General features: G+C 39.6%; 15 protein-coding genes. 4 read left to right on the top strand and 11 right to left on the bottom strand.

The features are described 5' to 3' along the window. Positions 1–20 precede the first annotated feature (20 nt). The 8 genes from JWR87_RS02355 to JWR87_RS02320 all read right to left on the bottom strand — a co-directional run bounded on the left by JWR87_RS02355 (position 21) and on the right by JWR87_RS02320 (position 13,395). The gene (locus JWR87_RS02355) at positions 21–272 is read right to left on the bottom strand and encodes a DUF1456 family protein (protein WP_297815086.1); all 252 of its coding nucleotides are present in this window, start codon (positions 270–272) and stop codon (positions 21–23) included. Between the two features lie 289 nt (positions 273–561). Beyond that, positions 562–1,002 carry a hypothetical protein gene (locus tag JWR87_RS02350; protein WP_297815083.1) on the bottom strand — a complete coding sequence of 147 codons (441 nt, stop codon included), beginning with the start codon at positions 1,000–1,002 and terminating at the stop codon, positions 562–564. Positions 1,003–1,352: 350 nt separating this feature from the next. After that, positions 1,353–2,363, bottom strand: coding sequence for a hypothetical protein (locus tag JWR87_RS02345; protein ID WP_297815080.1), 1,011 nt, complete (start codon positions 2,361–2,363; stop codon positions 1,353–1,355). 593 nt (positions 2,364–2,956) lie between these two features. Further along, a complete protein-coding gene (locus tag JWR87_RS02340; RefSeq protein WP_297815077.1) occupies positions 2,957–5,398 on the bottom strand; it encodes a mechanosensitive ion channel domain-containing protein in 2,442 nt (813 codons plus the stop codon). 335 nt (positions 5,399–5,733) lie between these two features. Then, a complete protein-coding gene (locus JWR87_RS02335; RefSeq protein WP_297815074.1) occupies positions 5,734–7,707 on the bottom strand; it encodes an OmpA family protein in 1,974 nt (657 codons plus the stop codon). A gap of 228 nt (positions 7,708–7,935) precedes the next feature. Beyond that, positions 7,936–10,116, bottom strand: a complete 2,181-nt coding sequence (locus JWR87_RS02330; RefSeq protein WP_297815071.1) for an Ig-like domain-containing protein — start codon at positions 10,114–10,116, stop codon at positions 7,936–7,938. Positions 10,117–10,255: 139 nt separating this feature from the next. Next, a complete protein-coding gene (locus JWR87_RS02325; RefSeq protein ID WP_297815068.1) occupies positions 10,256–11,878 on the bottom strand; it encodes a PAS domain-containing protein in 1,623 nt (540 codons plus the stop codon). A 374-nt stretch (positions 11,879–12,252) separates the two neighbouring features. Further along, a complete protein-coding gene (locus JWR87_RS02320) occupies positions 12,253–13,395 on the bottom strand; it encodes an OmpA family protein (protein ID WP_297815065.1) in 1,143 nt (380 codons plus the stop codon). A 626-nt stretch (positions 13,396–14,021) separates the two neighbouring features. Between JWR87_RS02320 and JWR87_RS02315 the strand changes: the two genes are divergently transcribed. From JWR87_RS02315 to JWR87_RS02300, 4 genes are all read left to right on the top strand, one after another. Beyond that, the gene (locus tag JWR87_RS02315) at positions 14,022–14,405 is read left to right on the top strand and encodes a hypothetical protein (RefSeq protein ID WP_297815062.1); all 384 of its coding nucleotides are present in this window, start codon (positions 14,022–14,024) and stop codon (positions 14,403–14,405) included. 57 nt (positions 14,406–14,462) lie between these two features. Further along, the gene (locus JWR87_RS02310) at positions 14,463–14,759 is read left to right on the top strand and encodes a hypothetical protein (protein WP_297815059.1); all 297 of its coding nucleotides are present in this window, start codon (positions 14,463–14,465) and stop codon (positions 14,757–14,759) included. Between the two features lie 9 nt (positions 14,760–14,768). Continuing rightward, the gene (locus JWR87_RS02305; protein WP_297815056.1) at positions 14,769–14,936 is read left to right on the top strand and encodes a universal stress protein; all 168 of its coding nucleotides are present in this window, start codon (positions 14,769–14,771) and stop codon (positions 14,934–14,936) included. Positions 14,937–15,081: 145 nt separating this feature from the next. Continuing rightward, positions 15,082–15,921 (top strand): universal stress protein, encoded by an 840-nt coding sequence (locus tag JWR87_RS02300; RefSeq protein WP_297815053.1) that lies wholly within the window; start codon positions 15,082–15,084, stop codon positions 15,919–15,921. A 172-nt stretch (positions 15,922–16,093) separates the two neighbouring features. On the opposite strand, the gene JWR87_RS02295 is transcribed toward JWR87_RS02300, so the two are convergent. From JWR87_RS02295 to JWR87_RS02285, 3 genes are all read right to left on the bottom strand, one after another. After that, complete coding sequence (locus JWR87_RS02295; protein WP_297815050.1) at positions 16,094–16,861, bottom strand: ABC transporter permease subunit; 768 nt, start codon at positions 16,859–16,861, stop codon at positions 16,094–16,096. A 63-nt stretch (positions 16,862–16,924) separates the two neighbouring features. Continuing rightward, entirely contained in the window at positions 16,925–17,638 is a 714-nt protein-coding gene (locus JWR87_RS02290; RefSeq protein ID WP_297815047.1) for an ABC transporter ATP-binding protein, read from the bottom strand. Beyond that, the coding region (locus JWR87_RS02285; protein ID WP_297815045.1) for a NosD domain-containing protein at positions 17,635–18,089 on the bottom strand (455 nt) is incomplete at its 5' end. The genes JWR87_RS02290 and JWR87_RS02285, both read right to left, overlap by 4 nt.

Below are 18,089 nucleotides of genomic sequence, written 5' to 3'. Positions count from 1 at the left end.
ATGATCAGCTTCTTTATTTATCAAGGGTTTTTCCCGGCAGCCTTTATTTGATCTTTCGGTCCCCGTTTATAAATAATCAATCCATCCAGGAAGTTTCTTAGTACCTGGTCGCCTGCGACCACGTAGCTGGGATGGTCTTCGTGCCTGAACAGATCGTTTAGTGCACCTTTCGTCATTTTAAATTGGGCTAACGACAAAATGTGTATCATATCTTCATCACGCAGAGCAAGTGCTATTCTAAGTTTTTTCAGTATGTCATTGTTTGAAAGCATCTTTATATTGTTTGCATGTAAATATAAGTGAAGGAAATTGCAAGGCGAGACGCAGTGTTTTGCACGCTTTAAAATCTGGAGAATTCAGATGAGCAGCGTGAGTATTATTGCACCCGGAAGCTTTGCCGCTGCAGGAGAATACGAAAAATGTCACCATCAAATTTGATAAGAAAGCGGTTTATGAAAGTCTATTTTTAAGACATCACATCCGCTAGCAGCACAATGATAGCCTGTACAACAACAAGGGGGGCCTTCAAACACCCCCCTTGTAATCACCTAACAACAATAATTAAATTTTAATTTGTAAGGAATCTAACTGAGAACCAGAAGTTAAAGCCATCCCTTGCACATAAGACATCTTTGATTTTTTTGAGTCATAAGAAACTTTGTAGTATGCAACTAAAGTTTCTCTACTATCAAATACATTGTGTACACAAACCTCTCTGTACATCGGATTAGAATATTTAGGAAAATTCCTCACACTTCCTTTATCTAACACTTCCTCCCAAACTACCTCTTCCTTGCCATCCACAAGCCGGGAAATAGTAAGGGCAACCTCCGCTTTTTCTTTCTTATAGATCGGAGCAGAATAATCAGTACCTGCAAACACTACAAATCGAACCGTTTTACTCTCTGGCTTTTCAAAAACTATTTGCCTTATTTTTTTGCCGTATAAAGTTGCAGCACCACTAATTAAAAAAACTACCAACATCAAAATACCCTTCTTCATAAACCACATTTTTATTTAAAAAAAATGGCAGCATCATTATTTTAATCCAAATTCAATTTTCAGGATTTGTCTACCATTGACAAAGCACATGCCGTTAATATATGTACCTTCTTTTCCGATTTTCGTGCCCCTTTTGTTATAAATAACGCCTATCTGGCAGAAAGTATTGCCTAAATGTGTTTAAAATTATACGCGCAACAAATAAACAAACGTTCGTTAGTGGAATTATTCCTACTAGTATATTCTCTACGGCTTCAGAGCTGAACCACCTCCTGTTTGATTTGAGTTAGCATTAAAAAAGAGAAACTTGAACAAGCGAAGGTGGCAGCTGACGGCGGCTTCAGCATTCCTCAGTTCTTTTTACTAAACCTTATTAAACTGCTGCTGCCTTCTGTACTTTCTAAATAGGCCTCGTAGCGCTTGCCGCCAACCATAGCAATCATAAAAGCTGTGTTGGGGGGAATAGACCCTAAATTCTCTGCGACCATTACTAACTCATTTGAGTTAGAAAGCTCGATGACCGGCAGCGTTACCACGAAAGGGCTGGCGGTAAGCCGTACATGGGTAAAGATCATTTTATTGTTGAGGTAGAGTGTAATAGAGTCGCCATCAACTTCTGCATTGTCGTAAAATTGCAGTTCGATTGAGTCTCCTTCAATGGGAATTTCTTTAACGAATGTTTTTTTGCGGGTGGTGAATAGTTCGTTGACTGTAGCTGGCTTTGCAGGTTCTGCTTTCTTTCGTATTACCGGCGGCGGTATTGCCTTAACCACAGGAGGTGTATTTGTCACTGGTGGCCTAACTACGGTTGGAACTACAACAGGGTTGGCAGGAGCTCCTTTTTTTGCACCAGCAATGCGGCTAACACTGTCTATGATATATGGATCGTTTCCCCCTTCACTCCAGGTTTCAAGTACCGCGTCCCACTCATCGTGAAAAGACGGATTATTGACTTTGGTAAGGCTGACATTGCCCGTAGGATTACGCGGGTTTTCTTTCCTGGACGATTTGCCATCCAAAAACATTTTGCTTCCGCCGGGACAATTAAAGTCGGCAACCGAAAGGATACTTTGACCGGGATTATCTGCGCTTTTACCTGTTATCAATTCATCATCCCACCATATGACGGAATTGCTATTTTGATCAAAATACCCCTTAATACTGTGCCGCCTAACACTGCCTATAAGACTGCGATAATATGAAGTGCCTGTTAGGCTATCGCCTTTCTGAATGATCTTTAATTCTACTCTTTGGTTATCGATCTTCCCCCTCCACACCCCCGTTATAGCTTGTGCATTACATATTTCCCCAACCAAAATAAATGCTAACAGTATAGAAAAAGGTATGAAGGATTTATTCATGGTTGCGAGTAATTCACTTCAAATTAAAGCGTAATTGTAATGGGCCTTCGCAGTTAAAGAAATGTTTGCAAGAAATTGGCGAATGGCTGTTAGCGCTTTTCCCACGTTGGGAAGATAGCAGGGATAAAGTGTTTTAGAAGCAGCCATCTTTTGAACATGTTTTGCTTTTCTTTCTTTATTCAAAAAGAAACAGAAAAATTAAGACCGCACAAAAAAGGCTAAAAGTTAGTTGAGCAGGTTAAAATAAAACATGTGACAACGCGAGAGTCTAGTTGACCTTTTGCAGGACTTACAGACAAAAACATAAGGCATCAATAACATCTATTTCACTTCTTAACACGCCTAACTTCTTAGCGGCTTTTTTATGAGGTCCCGTTCAGAAAGGGAGAGGTCTGCCGCAGTCACCAAGTGACAGTGAGGTTTAAGAAGAGCTGCATTACGGTTTACAGTACAAGCGTGCGACGCAACAGGAGATTCACTTGATTACTTCGGCTTGGGCAATAAAATTGTTTAGTATCTATTGTAAGCTTAGGTCCTATTGCCGGCCCTTATAAAGCAGGGGTCACCTGTTTGTAGTTGCTGCTGAAAATTTTTTAGCTCAACTCCGGATTACCTTCTGCTATTTTCCAGGGAGTTATAGCTTTTGGTATGAGCGGTTCGCCCATTGGAATTTTATAAGCAGGAAATTGTATACCCTCGGCCGCCAGCAAGGCATAAATTTCAATCATTGCATTACTGCGTATTGCCCCGGCTTCAGTAAGGTCGTATACCCAAAATAAAATTTTTAGCTTAATTGCTAAATCTCCAAATTGTTGTAATACCACGGCCGGCGGCTGCGATTTCAGTATTTTTTCATTGTTTGCCAATGCTTCCTGTATTAGCATGGTAACCTTTTTAATGTCAGCACTGTACGGGATGTCAATTAGAAAGTCTATCTGCTTATTACGGTCTTTCATCGTCCAGTTGATAAGATGCTGACTAAGCAAATCACCGTTTGGTACAATAATGTCTGCACCCTCATTGTTATTTATCTTGCTGCTTCTAACGCCGATCTCTTTTACGACCCCCGTTTTACCGCCCACCTCTATCAGGTCTCCCACTTGTATAGGCCTTTCAAATGCAAGTATTACCCCTGAGACCAGGTTGTTTACTATGTTTTGCAAGCCGAAACCAATGCCTACGCCAAGTGCACCTATCATCAGTGATAGTTTGTCTAACGGAATACCGGCAGCAGCGACCGCGATACAAAAACCGAGCGTCCAGATAGCTAAACGAACCAGCAACATCATTGAGCCAAGCCGGCTTCGGCTGTTTGAATTCTTTATTTTTTGGTTTCCAAAGAAAAAGTTGATGGCTCCTGATATCAAGGAAGAAAGCCAGATGATACAAATAAAAATGGCTACGCTTTTAAATGAAAATACCATGCTTCCGATTGTTCTTGTTTCTGTAAAAAAAGAACCGAGCAACCCAATCATTGCATCATAAAGGGTAAAGTTACGGAACAGTGAAACCGTCCAGGCAGTTATTGCGAGTACCCATAAGATCCTTAAAAATTGAAGTTCAAGTATCTTATAGTTAATAAATTTTGCAAAGCGGCTATCCTGGTAAGCTTCAGACTGAACGTAAATAGCTTCGAGCACCATGGTACAAAATACTTTAAGACTAATGCCGAGTATAAGGCATTGAATAGCGCTTACACCGAATATTTTGGCAAGGGATACCCTTCCGGTGATATTGAAAATAATTGATAAAACTACTTGTGTGAGTGAAAAGATGGCAAGCGCCGTTGTTGCATGAGATTCGGATAGTTTTATGAAATTTGGCTTTTTGCTTACAATTATGTGCACGCAGACTAAGGCCATTACGATGCCTGCGAGAAACAGACCCCATCGTTCACCAAATGCAGACTCAAGCAGAATATTATCCAACGCGTAATATAGCCACAGTAAACTAAGCACTGTCCAGGTACATTTAGCCTGCTTTGAGAGATAGGGTAAGATAAGGAAAGTGAGTGCTGCCAAACGCAATACTTCGCAGGCATGTAGAAATGACATTGGAGGATTGGCAAAGAAGAACGGCAAATACGTAAAAAATGCCATGAGGCACCCAATCAGCACGCTTCTACACAAAAAATGCATGGGCGCTAATACTGCAGTTGCATTTGGCTGTTTTCTTATCCGTCGCATATTCAACAACATCCATGAAAAGGTAAAAATAAATAACATAAGACCGACGGTCAATACATTCCATTTCCCCTTAAGGTAAATTAAGATGATTAACCATGACCTTTGCAAGGCTAAGCTTGTTAGTTCGATAAGTTCGTTTTTGTATTCCTTCCTAGTGGCACTGAATAAAGGAGACTCTTCCTGGTCCCACATTGCCAGCTTAAAAGAAATGGCCAAATAACGCATGTCCAATATAATATCGCTGGTCTGCAACAAATTGACAGAAACTTTATTTCGTAACAGGTTCACCTTTGTAAGGGTTTTCTGTTGCATTGAATCGAGTTCGTGCCCCTCAACGCGTATGTCCTGTAGTTGTTGCAGCAAAACCTGATCTGATACATAAAAATTCAACACCGGATCCTGTAGTATTTTTTTTACTTCGGCATTACTGCGCGTAAGTTCGTTGCTGAAATTTGCCAATACTTTGTGATAAGAATTCAATTTGCCCGAAATCTCCTGCAGCATAATTATCCCGCTGTTTAAACTCCGCAGGTTCATCTCGTTTCCTTTTTTCTTGAGCCTTGACTTAAAGCCTTTCACCCTTCTTTCGATATCCGGTAAGTTGAATGAGATAGGAGTTATATTAAATTTACGCCTGATCAAAAAATCAGTGTGGTCAATTGTAGCTGTATAAGATGCTACTTTCATCATTAGCCCCGGAAGCAGGCTATCGCTTACCATTGTTTTTGCAGAGTCCGCTTTACCTGGGCGAGTCTTTTGCGCAAGAACCGGTTGAACAGTAGACAGCATTACCGCTACAAGAGTAGCCAACAGGTGAATTTTTTTATTATTACAACGGGTAAACAACATGACTTGAATTTTTATTGGCTAGATCAAAAAGCTGTAGCGAAAGCATATAAGTATTTTTGCTTCGCAACGGTGTAAATGAAAGCTATTTATGACCCGTGTGTAAAACAATTGTAAAGGAGTATACGTCTGCCAGAAGCAAATGACACACTTGCCTGTCTAACTATCACTTGCCGAATCCTTACAACTACTATACATGCAACCATATAACGAATCTGCATGTTTTATAGTGTGTTTTAGGCGTAATTGAAGGGTATACGGGAAGATTAACCGTAATAAAAAAGTACAGGAGACAGGCAATAATGCCGCTCCTGTACTTTGATAGGTTTTAAAGCTTTTTATTTTGAAGGAACAATATCAATAATAACGGTTCTATTGTAGAAGCGTTCTTCGGGAAGATTGTTTTCGAAAGGTGCGTTACCTGCGTCCTCGCCAAAGGCAAGAGTTTCAAATTTTACACCTTTCCTGCCGGCTTTTGACAAAGCACTTTCGATGATTTTTTGTGCACTGTTAGCTCTTTCGGAAGACAATGCATTGTTGTATTTCTCATCGCCAATGATATCTGTATGACCATGTATAATAACCGTTCCGTTTTCAGGAATAAGAGGTGTTACAATGTCAGTAAGAAACGTCTCATAAGAAGCAATTGTTTTAGATTTATCAAAATCAAACAGGATGCTGTAACGTAAACCTTCTTGTTTAGGATCATCCATTTTTACCAGGCTAACTGAGCTTTCTTTCGTGAAAGAACGACCGCTTTTGGTTTCTCCCACCATTGCTATTTTATAGTTGCCTTGAGTATTGTTTCCCAAAATGGTTTTTCCTGAAACAGCTCCCTGGTCTTTTGTGTAAGGTCCGTAATGCTGCACATTTCCTTGTTCGTCTGTAACTTCCACTGACCATGACTTCAGTAATTCCTCAGCTCCTGTGGTGTTGAAAAGCACATAGCTATCTAGTGGGTCTTGTTGTACTGCTGTTATTTGTACCGGCTTTAAAAGGGGTGAAGCAACGCCACCAACCTGCATTAATAATTCAGGAGAAGTGCTTACAATATCTACCCTGCGATCTCCTTCACGTAATAAGGCCAGTTCTTTTGTTGCGCCTGGTTGTTCGGAGGGAATAAGTGGCTTGTCTCTGCCTTCGGTGCTTATTCTTGAGGCATTGATACCAAAAACGTTCACTAAATATTGCTTAACATTTTCTGCCATTGATTTACCTTCTGCAGGATTGTTGTCTGATGCGCCGCTTAAACTTATGGTGCTGGATGGATTTGATCTTAAACGATCACCTAGAATATTTAGAATGTTATGATAGACTGCCAACTGTCTTGATGAGCGACCATTATTTAAATTATTTGGCTGGTCTTGCTGCAATTGTGCTTCTTGAAATAAAATTGCCTGTGAACTGCTTAATGCTGTATAACGGTTTGGTATTTCAGTTGAACCCTGGTTAAAAAATATTGAATTACGTAAAGCAAAAGTTTCTTTCACTTTGCGATTTAACGGAACAACTTTGGGCGCTCGTACTGAAAACTGTATTTCTTTTTCAGAAACCGTTACCGGGGCATTAACAGGTTCTGCTACGGTTGTTGTGGCAGTTGTTTTTCGGGCTGATCCAAACTTAAGTGCTATACCAGTACGAACGGTGTATAAAGACCATGATCCTACAGAACGGGGAGCCTGGCCAAGGTTTGTTTGAAAAGATGCAAATGGTGAAAGAGTCCATTGAGTTGCACTTGCTCTTGCTGAAATGGGAATATCGATGCCTGCACCTGCCTGGGCAGAAAATACAGTCTTACGAATATCGCTCCAATCGCCTCTTTTATCGGTTTGTTTGTCTTGCAAATAAGTAAAAGCCTTAGTAATGTTAAAGGCTATAGTTGGGCCTGCAAATACATAAAACGCAGATGAGAACGGGGCTATGCGAATACTTGGTTCAATCGTAATGTAACTAAGATTGGTTGATAAGTTAGCCGGGCAGTTACAAGGTGCCATCACACTGTCGAAACTTCCACCACGGTTGTCGTATGCTACGTTTAGCATACCTCCCAACACTTTATTGGGACGGTATTCAGTTAATAAAGATGCGTAAGGTTTAATGCCGTCTCCTTTATGAAATGCAGCAGGAACTGTTAAGTTACTGTTGAGCATTTGGGTTGTACCCCGGTAAGTATTGAAGTTTGCGCCGGCGGATTCGCCAAACCACCATGTAGGTTGTACCCGCTTCACTTTCTGCGCATTGCCTGCAACGCCGGCAATCATTAAAGAGAGGAATAAGAAAGCAAATTTTTTATTTGCCGTATAGTGTAACATAGTATGCTTTTTATAAATTATTTTATTTTTTGTTAGAAGCTGAAACAAGGGTTGGTTTACCATTTTTTTTGATTTCCTGCCGGTTGTTTTAAAAATGTTGTTTGCTTAAGATCTTGCTTTGGTTGCTGCCTTCGTTACTACCTGTACAAGTGAGTGACACAACAATGCTTGATTGAAAAACCAATGTTTGTATCCAAAACCTTTTCTTAAACAAACAACCTTATTTTATTACTGAGGAACGTTTATAGTTGTATTTACCATGGTAACCGAAGCATTTAGAGATAGGGCTCTGCCGTTTAATACTGTTTGAACAGCATTGCCTGCGGTAGAGAAAGTGACGCCTGCGGAAGCAATGATAGTACCTGTCATTATACCGCCACCGGCTCCGTTAATAACAGCTGCGCTTCCTACATACCAAAATACATTTTTGGCCAGGCCTCCGTTGATCATATTTACACTTTTAGCACCTTGTGGTCCGGCAACACCTACTGTTAACCCAGCAGCGGTTTGAAAAATCCAAACAGCATTTGGATCACCTTTAGCATCGAGTGAAAGATTTCCGTTTGTTATTTTAAATGTGCCGCTGGCTGATTTATAAGTGCCGGGAGCTAAGGTTAATCCACCAAGTTCTCCAGCGCCCGGATCAGTACCGCCTGGCTTAGCAGCAGGTGAAATGCTGAGGTAAGCAATGGTTGCGTCGGACAAACCTTTTGTTGCTGTTGCAAAAGAGGTAGCGTTGCCTGGCGTTGGAGGAGCTGTATAAATTCGGCCTGTCACGTTTCCAACATTTAATGGAGTTTCGGTATAAATGTCGCCGGTAGTTCCGTCGTGAAAGCCGGTAATTAAAGTAGATGCACCGGTTGTTCCAATACTTCCGTTGTTAATGATAGTGTTTAATCCCTGGTTGGTAATTCCTGCACTGCCTCCAAATGCACCATAAAGAGCTGCACTTCCTAATGAAGGTGGAACTATTGCCGGCGCCTGTGTAGTGAAACTCCACACATGGTTTGCTACTAATGTATTTCCTGCAAGGTCTTTAGCACCTGTGGTGATCGTTGCGGTATAAGTAGTATTTGGGTTTAAATTAGCGACAGGTGAAAAAGTTGCTTTGATACCTGAATAACTAACTGTTCCGGCAACAACTGTTGCTCCATTTTTTAATGTGAAAGTTGCTGTTGAAATACTGAATGGATCCATTGCTTCACTGAAATTTGCAGCAATTTTTTTATCAAGCAATACATTAATAGCTGCATTAGCGGGGTCGGTAGAAATGACGGTTGGCCTAACTATATCAGCAGCAGCACCTGTTGTAAAGCTCCATACATAATCGCTGCTAATTGAATTGCCTGCAAGGTCTTTAGCACCTGTGGTTATGGTGGCTGTATAAACTGAATTAGGTAACAAGTTTGCTACCGGTGAAAAAGTTGCAGTTGTACCTACATATGTTACCACGCCCGTAATGGCTGTTGTGCCTTGTTTTAGGGTGAAGGTTGTGGCAGTTATGGTAGACGGGTCCATTGCCTTGCTAAATGTGGCAGAAACCTTTGTATTAAAGGCTACACCGGTGGCTGCATTTGCAGGAACTGTTGAAATTACAGTAGGTGCAGTAACGTCTGCTGAAGCACCTGTTGTAAAGCTCCAGACATAGTTGCTTTTCAGGCTGTTGCCGGTAACGTCTTTAGCGCTGGTACTAATGGTAGCCGTGTACGTGGTATTAGGTAAAAGGTTACCTAAAGGAGAAAAAACCGCAATGGTTCCTGTATAAGTAACACCGCCACTTACTGATGTGCCGCCGTCTGTTGTATTTGTAAGGGTGAAGCCTGATGTGACAGATAAAGAGTCCATCGTTTCGCTGAAAGTAGCTGAGAGGTTTTTGTTTAGTGCAACCCCTGTTGCCGCATTAATAGGGTCAGTAGCAGTAACAGTAGGTGCTGTAATATCAGGACCTGCGCCTGTTGTAAAACTCCATACATAATTACTGATCATTGCATTTGCCGCTACATCTTCTACACCAGCGAACATGGTGGCTGTGTAAGTAGTATTGGGTGCAAGATTGCCGGTTGGAGAAAAAGTTGCAGTTGTACCAGTATAGGTAATTACACCTGCGATTGGGGTAGTGCCTTGCGTTAAAGTAAAGCTTTTGGCGTTGATGGTAGAAGGGTTCATTCCCTCGTTAAACGTAGCGCTTACCTTACTGGTAAGACTTGCACCCTCTGAAATGTCTTTGGGGTCTGCAGAAATAACTATAGGGCAGACGCCTGTAGTGCCCGATTCTTCCATAACCTTTTTACATCCCGCCGCCACAGCAAGGAGAAATAGTAAGAAATACCAATTGTTTTTTAAAATTCTGAAATAGCCTTTACCTCTGCGTAACCTGGTACTCTCTGTAATGAAAGAGATTTGCTTCATAAATTAGGATTGTGAAATGAAATAGTGTGCTTAAAATTTTTTTACACAGTCCTAAAACGCTGAATGATGCTAAATAAGTGTTTTAAAGTGTTACATGATTAGAGTGAAAGGGTTACATCATTCACACATTGCAGGCTATTTAATTACTATTTAGCTTGAATTCGGTGGGAGTTAAACCAGTAACCTTCTTAAATTGGTTTGACAAATGACCTACACTACTGTACTGCAGTTTCCGCGCAATTTGAGTGAGTGTGAGATCAGTGGTTTCGATTAATTCTTTTACCCGTTCAATTTTTTGTGTGATAACATATTGTTGAATCGACATGTTTTCAACTTCTGAAAATAAATTAGCCAGGTAAGTATAGTCGTACTTAAGTACAGAACTGAGGTAGTCTGAAAAATTAGTCGCCAGCTTCTCATGAGAATGGTGGGTTAATTCTAAAACAACATTTTTTATTTTTCCTGTCAACTTCCTTTTCTTGTCTTCAATTAACCCTGCGCCCTGGGTCCGATTCTCCTTTTGTGGAGTGATGTCTTGCATTATGCCAACCACCCTATAGGCTTTTTCACTGTCGTCTCTGAAGATGCTTGCCCGGTTAAATACTCGTGCGGTAGAACCATCAGCCTTTTTAAGACGGTGAGCATGTTGCCAATTAGTATCGGAAGTTTCGATGGCCTGCTGTAAACCTTTTTCGGCAGCTACTTTATCGTCAGGATGAAGGTAGTCGCGCCAATCGTTAATATTGCCGTTATTAACCTGGTTTGTGTAACCTAACAAATCCTCAAAGCCTTCACCCGTGCATACATCATTTGTTAACAGGTTCCAATCCCATAATACATCCAACGGATCCTTCAACGCATCCCCCATATCCTTCTGTTCTTCTAATTTACTTTCGAGTTCCTGCAGCTTGCTTATGTCCTGCAAAGCCCCGATCATTCGTATAGCCTTAAGATTCTCATCTCTTACAATGCTTGCCCTGCAGGTAGTAAATGCCGCAGTACCGTCCTGTCGTTTGAAAGTAAACGAGTCCTTCCAGCTTTTGCTTCGTGAGGCAAGGACTTCATGTAATTTTTTTTCGACAATATCTTTTTCTTCGGGAAAAAGGCAGCGTCTTAAATCTTTAAAATTCACCAGATTGTTTTCCACTTTATACCCAAACACTTCTACAATACTATCTCCTACATAAATTTCACCTGAAGCAATATCCCAGTCCCACATTACATCGTAAGAGTTCTTTGCGATATATTTTATCCATTCGTTATTTTCTGCCAGCCTTACGTCTGACTTGGTTTGTGCAATAATGATATTAGCGGCAACAATATTTTCCTTTTTTGTGTCAATATTTTTTTGCTTTAAAATGCTTTGGCTCAAATCAACAATAGTAGTAATTGCCTTTTCAATACCATTATCCATAAATGTCGCAGAAGTGATTTGACAGGGAAGAATACTACCATCTTTCTTTACCACCGTTACCAAAGCTGTTGAGTGTCCCTCATCCGTTCTTTGCTTTAGCATCTTTTTAAAGCTGCTTTTGTTTTCATCAAAAATATCTCCCCTGCTTATTGTTAACAGTTCTGTTTTTGAGTAGCCCAAAAGGTTACAGGCCGCTATATTGGCTGAAACTATTTTTCCGCTGGATACAGTAAAAATGATGTTTGCTTGTGAAGAATTGTCGAAAGCCAGGTGGTGAAGTGAGTCTTCGGTTGTCTCTTTAGAAATAGTAGTTTGTTTGTTGCTGGTGCCTGTTGATGTTGGATACATTAGAATAAGGATTCGTAACTAAGGTAACTTTAATTGCTAATATGGCCATTAAAGTTGTAGCCGGGGGGTATGTTAGAGCTATAAGCAGATGGAGTAATCGTTCTCTGTACTCACGGTGTGCTGGACAGAAAATCGCTAAATGCATTGACTACACTGCAACCTTTCTTTAAAATTCAAAAAGCCCTAAAAAGAATAAGCATGAAAAAATTTCTGCTGAAGTGGCAGTAGCACCACAGCTTAATCAAAGAACAATGGAAGGAACGCGATGTATATCGTTCCTTTCTTGATTTTTCAAAGCCGGGCACCAAACTGTTGCTAAAGCACATTACAACCGGCAACCGAAAGGATGAGGTAGCTGGCGCGATACTATATTACTATTGTCTCCGAAAAACAATAACCTCCACTCTCCTATTCAACGCCCTTCCTGCAGGAGTTTTATTGAATGCAACCGGTCTTGATCTTCCAAAAGGGTGAACCGCTATCCTGGCATTGGCAACAATGTTATTGCTTATAAGCCATTTCATTACTGCTTCAGAGCGTTGTTGACTTAATCCTATGTTTCTGTCATCTGATCCTACAGAATCAGTATGCCCTTCGATATAGATACTGTCGATCGTTCTCTTATCCACATCATCTTTAAAAAACGTTTCAAGCATTTTGGTTGCATTTCCTTTCAGATCCGCTTTATTAAAATCGAACAATACATCTCCCAGCTTTAAAGTGTCAGGTTTTATCGGTGCAGGGCGCAGCGCTTCAAACCTGGTTAAATTATCTTCTTTGTTCCCTGTTAGTTCTACAGGCAGTTTTCCTTTGGCGTATAATGTATAGTCCATCTCCTTATGGCGGAAATTGTATTCATAAATTTTTTCCTTATTGTCTTTATAAGCACCACAAAATGTTTCCAACGGGTCGGCCGACATCAATGAAAAATTGTCGAGCAGCAGGCTTACTGTTTGTAATCCGGATAATTTTTTACCATTTAACGAATCTTCTGTCACATATGTTCCGAACGTTAGATAATCCTCGTCTCCGGTGGCAATAAAACGATATTCAAATTCAAAAAAAGGCGTTTCTGCAACTTGTTTTATTTGAAGTATACTATCTGGTTTCATTTCTTTCGAAAACGCGCGGCGCGGAACATAAAAATTAGGACCGGTACAAATACCAGGTTTTAATATCAGTTTTGGATCCAGCTTAGCTGATATCCATCCTTTAAAAATGTATTGTTTTCCTTTTTGCAAACTACAGGGCAGTATTGTTCCAATGATTGGTGTAAAATCTTTGTAACCGGCCCAATTGTAGAAAATGGCAAATGAATTTGCACCGCCAACGCCTGTACCCGCTTCGTTATTCATCATCTGAACTTTTACATCTTTCAGATAAAACCATGCTTCAACACCACATTCCGCATTAAACTCTTTACAGTTATTTATATTTTCAAAATCTCCATTTAAAAGAAAATTGGCCTGGCAGGAACCGGGGGACGTTTTGCAGATAAACAGTACAATTAGGAACAAAACCTTACATAGGAATTGGGCTTGAATAAACATGACATAAAGGTAATAACAGTGGCCAGCTTTAAGCGCAGGCTGAAGTTGGAGTGAAGACACATAACGATATACAGTTGCAAGAGTTTTTTGGGACAAGCCTTTTGTACCTTGATTAACATTGTTGTGTCACTCACTTATACTGCAAACCTTTCAGCGCCTTCTTTCAGATTGTTTCAATTCTTCTAAACCTGCAGAAAATCCATTTACTACTCCTGCTTGCGTCCTTTCATACTTACTAGTTCCTGAACTTTAAAAGTTGCTGTAGTATAAACAGCTTTTTTACTGTCTTGTAAAAAGATGCTTGAAAGTATCACCCTCATTCAAAGCTTTATCGCTTCTGTCGGTAAGTCTTATTTATTAATTACACGCAGTGGCTTCAACAGATTTGTTAAAAAGGCCTCGTTTTATATAGTTACTTAATTCGGTAGGTGCTGGCCGTCATTTCTATTCATCTGCAAATAATCATGGTGTTCTCCTTAACATAATTCTGATACCAGGGTTGTTTTTACTGACCACAATCATTATTACAACTGACACCGCTACTCTTTTTTGCTTTGTAACAACAATACTTTTGCTATGTTATATGAATCATTATGGGAAACAATAAAAAAATAACAATAACCACTGATACTAAAGTGAGAGATGTTCAAGCCCAATTTGAAACATGCTATCCATTCCTAAAAATCGAATTTTCAAAAAGTAAGTCTGGAGATTTCACCAGAAGTTCTAAGGTTAACCCCGATAATCTAATAAGTAAAATTTCGAGTTTGCCTGGCACTGTAAGTTTGAATGTGGAAGCTGAAAGAACTATTGCACAAGTGGAAGAAGAATGTCAGAAACTGTTAGGACTATCTATACAAATTTGCAGAAAATCGGGAAACATTTCTAATGCAATTTCTATCACTAACAGTTGGACCTTACAAAGCCAAAATATCGCCGCGGAGTTTATAAGTGCCGAAATGCAGAAGTCTTCGTGATACTTTTACGTTCTGTAGTAACAACCTGGTCTCTGATGTACATTAATAATAACTACAATGATCATAAAAGAAGTAATTGAACAACTTGAAGCAGCTACACACCCTGTAGCAAAGGTGTTGCATAAAGGAGACTATTTTAAAGTGTTGGTAATTGGTTTTAAAAAAGGCATGAAACTAAAAGAACACGTAGCACCCTTACAATCAAAACTAACAGTAATATCAGGAAAGGTGGTTTATGAACAAGGAGAACAGAAAACTGAATTACAGAAATTCGATGAAATAAGTATCCCAGTTAATATCACTCACTCTGTTAAAGCCTTAGATGATAGTTTGTGTTTGCTAACCCAGGGTTAAATACAAGTAGTGAACGAATTTGACGATGCTATTGAACGCTATATTAAAGACAACGGAATAGATATGATGATAATGACTACACATAAAAGAAGCCTTTGGAAAAGTATTTTTAATACTAGTATGACCAAAGAAATGGCATATCATACAAACATACCACTACTCGCAATTCCTGAATAAGTAATTTATAAAGTACTTTTGAGCGTAACCAATTAAAGTAACGTTTTCTCTGCTCTATTTCTTTTGCAGGCTTTTTGTGTTGTAGTGAGGAAAATTTGAACCTGCATATCGCTACTTTTTATTACTTACTTTACAATTATTTCAAATGAAAAAATTCTTAGCTGTTTTCGACGGATATAACGTGTCAAAGAGCACTTTGGCTTATGCAGAAGAACTTAGTATTACCGCCAATGCTCATTTGGTTGGCATTTTCCTGGATGAATTTCTATATCATTCGTATAGCGTTGGAGAAATTTATAAAACGTACCAAAAACCGGAAGAGGTAATAAAACAATTAGATAAAAAAGATAAAAGTAAAAGGGATGAAGCAGTACTACTTTTTCAAAAAAGCTGTGAAAAAGCAAAAATTAGTTTCTCCATTCATCGTGATACAAATATTGCATTGGAGGAACTGAAGCTGGAAAGCATGTTTGCAGACCTTATTATCATAAATGAACAAGAGGATTTTACCCGGCTGAAAGAAAAAGCACCCTCCCGTTTCATGAAGGATTTATTGGCTGACGCACAATGCCCGGTACTGGTGGTACCGCCAAACTATAACCCGATAAACAAAATTGTATTGTTGTACGATGGTGAGCCTTCGTCTGTTTACGCAGTAAAAATGTTCAGCTACCTGTTGAATCCATTTAAAGGGCTACCAGTAGAAGTGTTTACTGTGAAGGATTGGAAAACCGACCTGCACCTCCCTGACAATAAGTTGATGCGGGAATTTATTAAAAGGCATTTTCCCGATGCTACATATTCTGTGACAAAAGGAAATGCGGAAGAGCAAATAAGTAATTATTTGCGCGAGCAAAACCAGGGTGAATTAGTTGTTTTAGGTGCCTACCGGAGAGGCGAAATATCGCGCTGGTTTAAAACCAGTATAGCAGATTTCTTAATGAAAGAATTTGATAAACCTCTTTTTATAGCTCACACTAGTTAAGTTACTTACCCATATAATATTTACTGGTGACTCTGGCATTGTTTCCGCACCTGATATGGCAAAGTTTTCGAACGAAAGAAGCTAATGCTAAAATAAAGATTGCTTGTACAATAGAAAGGAAGCGACAGGACCAAACAAAGGAGCGTGCCAATTAACCCTGCCTCATTATCTATTACAAATCTTTCTTCGCAAACTTTTTTAAAGCTATAAGTATTGGAGAAAAGATCCAGAAGAGCATTACAATACTGATAAATATATAGCCCGTTGCTCCCTCAAAAAACTCTTTAAACACTGCGCCGGTGTAACCCATCATAGCAGAGATATCCATCTTTAACAATACCAGAATTCTGCTTAAATCAATAGGGTTTAATGCGGTTAAGCCAATGGAAACCTTTTCTAAAGGATAATCTGCAAATTGAAAAAGAATGAACAATACCAACCCATCGAAGATGATTGCGAAATAGAACCAGAGTAAAATAGATACGCCGATGCCTTTTGCTTTGTCCCTGGTAATAACACTGGCAAGAATGGCCAGGCCGGTAAATACAGCAGTAAGCAAGGCACCAACAAGTACAAGGGTTAGTCCTACATCAGAACGATCGTAGAGTAATACGGGTACACCAATGCCAACCACAACAGCAAGTATTAAAGAGGTGGTCAGGCCGGCGTAAATACTGCTCAATAAAGTTGTTCTTTTTACTGGTTGCGATACAAGCAGCTCTATAAACTCAGAAGAATTATATACATAGATAGTTGAAAAAATAACACTCAACAACGGAACAATTATCAGCACAATGTTAAGCAAGCTTAATAAACCTTTTGAACTGTTGTCTTCGAGGTTGAAAACACTTAATGAGACAGCCAGCAGAAACAAGGTATATCCTACAATAACTTTGTTTCGAAGAATATCTATTATTACATATTTAACCAGCTTTTTCATATCTATAAATAATACAGTTTTTTAATTACTCCAGGTTTCTTTTTGTCTGATTTAAAAGCCTCTTTAGGGGTTGGAGCTCTTCATCACACGCGCAATTGCTTTCGATAACTGCACTTCTCCTGTATCCTGCTTCAGCTGTTCAAACGACTTATGAAAGTTTAGTTTACCATCCTGCATGTAAATAACCTCTGTTATAATATCATCCAAATCGCTAAGCACATGCGAGCTTATGAGGATGAGCTTTCCATTTAATTTTTCTTTCCTGATTTTTTCTTTTAAGATTTCTGTTGCAATAGGGTCCAGACCTGCAGTCGGTTCATCCAGTATCAGTACGTCTGGCTGAAACATAAAAGCAAGACATGCTCCAACCTTTTGCCGTGTACCTCCAGATAAGGTTCTCATCCGTTTATCCATCATCTTATCCAAACCAAATTGCCCAACCAGCTCTTCATCCAAACCAGTCGTAAAACTTTTACGAATGTCCTTCATCATATCTATCACTTGCGCTATTGTCATGTTCTCAGGAAAGCGGCCTGTCTGGGGCATATATCCAATCCTGCTCCTGTATCTCCAATCCAGTTTTATATTTTGGTTGTTGAAAGTAATGAACCCGCTGTCAGCCACTACCATACCCAACAAGCACTTTATAAATGTTGTTTTGCCCGATCCATTTGGCCCGATGAGTGCAATGCTTTCACCTTTATTACAGGAAAGACTAATCGAATCCAAAGCTGTGAGCTTACCAAATTTCTTCGTCACATTTGTTGCAAGTATCATAGCCGGTAAGGTTTCATTAATGGTTTATCATCTTTCAATTCTATAGGTGTAATACTTGGTATTAACCGTTCCGCTTTATCCATTATTGTTACCATAAAACTTCGAAGCAGTAAAGAAGCAGAAGGTATTTTTTCAACTATCATGCTGTATAAACTAACAGGTTGATAATGTATATCGCCCACGCCATCTTTATTTAAATCGTAGCCTTCATACTTATCCCAATAGTTCTGGTTAAATTTATTTAACTGCAGCGTGCCATTTGTTCCAACATCGAAAGTGTTGCCGAAATAATTATTTTGGGCAATGGTATTGTCCTCGCAGCTTGCCTGCACACGCATTGCCCATCCGTTTGACTTAAACGTGTTTTTAGAAACCATCATCCTGCTGGTTCCTTCCATATAAATACCCACCGTATTTTTTAAAAAGACATTATGCTCAACTGCTCCGCCCT

This window comes from Segetibacter sp., from assembly GCF_025963695.1.
Classification (GTDB): Bacteria; Bacteroidota; Bacteroidia; order Chitinophagales; family Chitinophagaceae; genus Segetibacter.
This window is presented reverse-complemented; position numbering and strand designations above follow the sequence as displayed.

Bases quoted from the DNA above. Each gene is read 5' to 3' on its own strand.
- JWR87_RS02355 (WP_297815086.1), bottom strand. From the start codon at position 272: ATGCTTTCAAACAATGACATACTGAAAAAACTTAGAATAGCACTTGCT.
- JWR87_RS02350 (WP_297815083.1), bottom strand. From the start codon at position 1,002: ATGAAGAAGGGTATTTTGATGTTGGTAGTTTTTTTAATTAGTGGTGCT.
- JWR87_RS02345 (WP_297815080.1), bottom strand. From the start codon at position 2,363: ATGAATAAATCCTTCATACCTTTTTCTATACTGTTAGCATTTATTTTG.
- JWR87_RS02340 (WP_297815077.1), bottom strand. From the start codon at position 5,398: ATGTTGTTTACCCGTTGTAATAATAAAAAAATTCACCTGTTGGCTACT.
- JWR87_RS02335 (WP_297815074.1), bottom strand. From the start codon at position 7,707: ATGTTACACTATACGGCAAATAAAAAATTTGCTTTCTTATTCCTCTCT.
- JWR87_RS02330 (WP_297815071.1), bottom strand. From the start codon at position 10,116: ATGAAGCAAATCTCTTTCATTACAGAGAGTACCAGGTTACGCAGAGGT.
- JWR87_RS02325 (WP_297815068.1), bottom strand. From the start codon at position 11,878: ATGTATCCAACATCAACAGGCACCAGCAACAAACAAACTACTATTTCT.
- JWR87_RS02315 (WP_297815062.1), top strand. From the start codon at position 14,022: ATGGGAAACAATAAAAAAATAACAATAACCACTGATACTAAAGTGAGA.
- JWR87_RS02310 (WP_297815059.1), top strand. From the start codon at position 14,463: ATGATCATAAAAGAAGTAATTGAACAACTTGAAGCAGCTACACACCCT.
- JWR87_RS02300 (WP_297815053.1), top strand. From the start codon at position 15,082: ATGAAAAAATTCTTAGCTGTTTTCGACGGATATAACGTGTCAAAGAGC.
- JWR87_RS02295 (WP_297815050.1), bottom strand. From the start codon at position 16,861: ATGAAAAAGCTGGTTAAATATGTAATAATAGATATTCTTCGAAACAAA.
- JWR87_RS02290 (WP_297815047.1), bottom strand. From the start codon at position 17,638: ATGATACTTGCAACAAATGTGACGAAGAAATTTGGTAAGCTCACAGCT.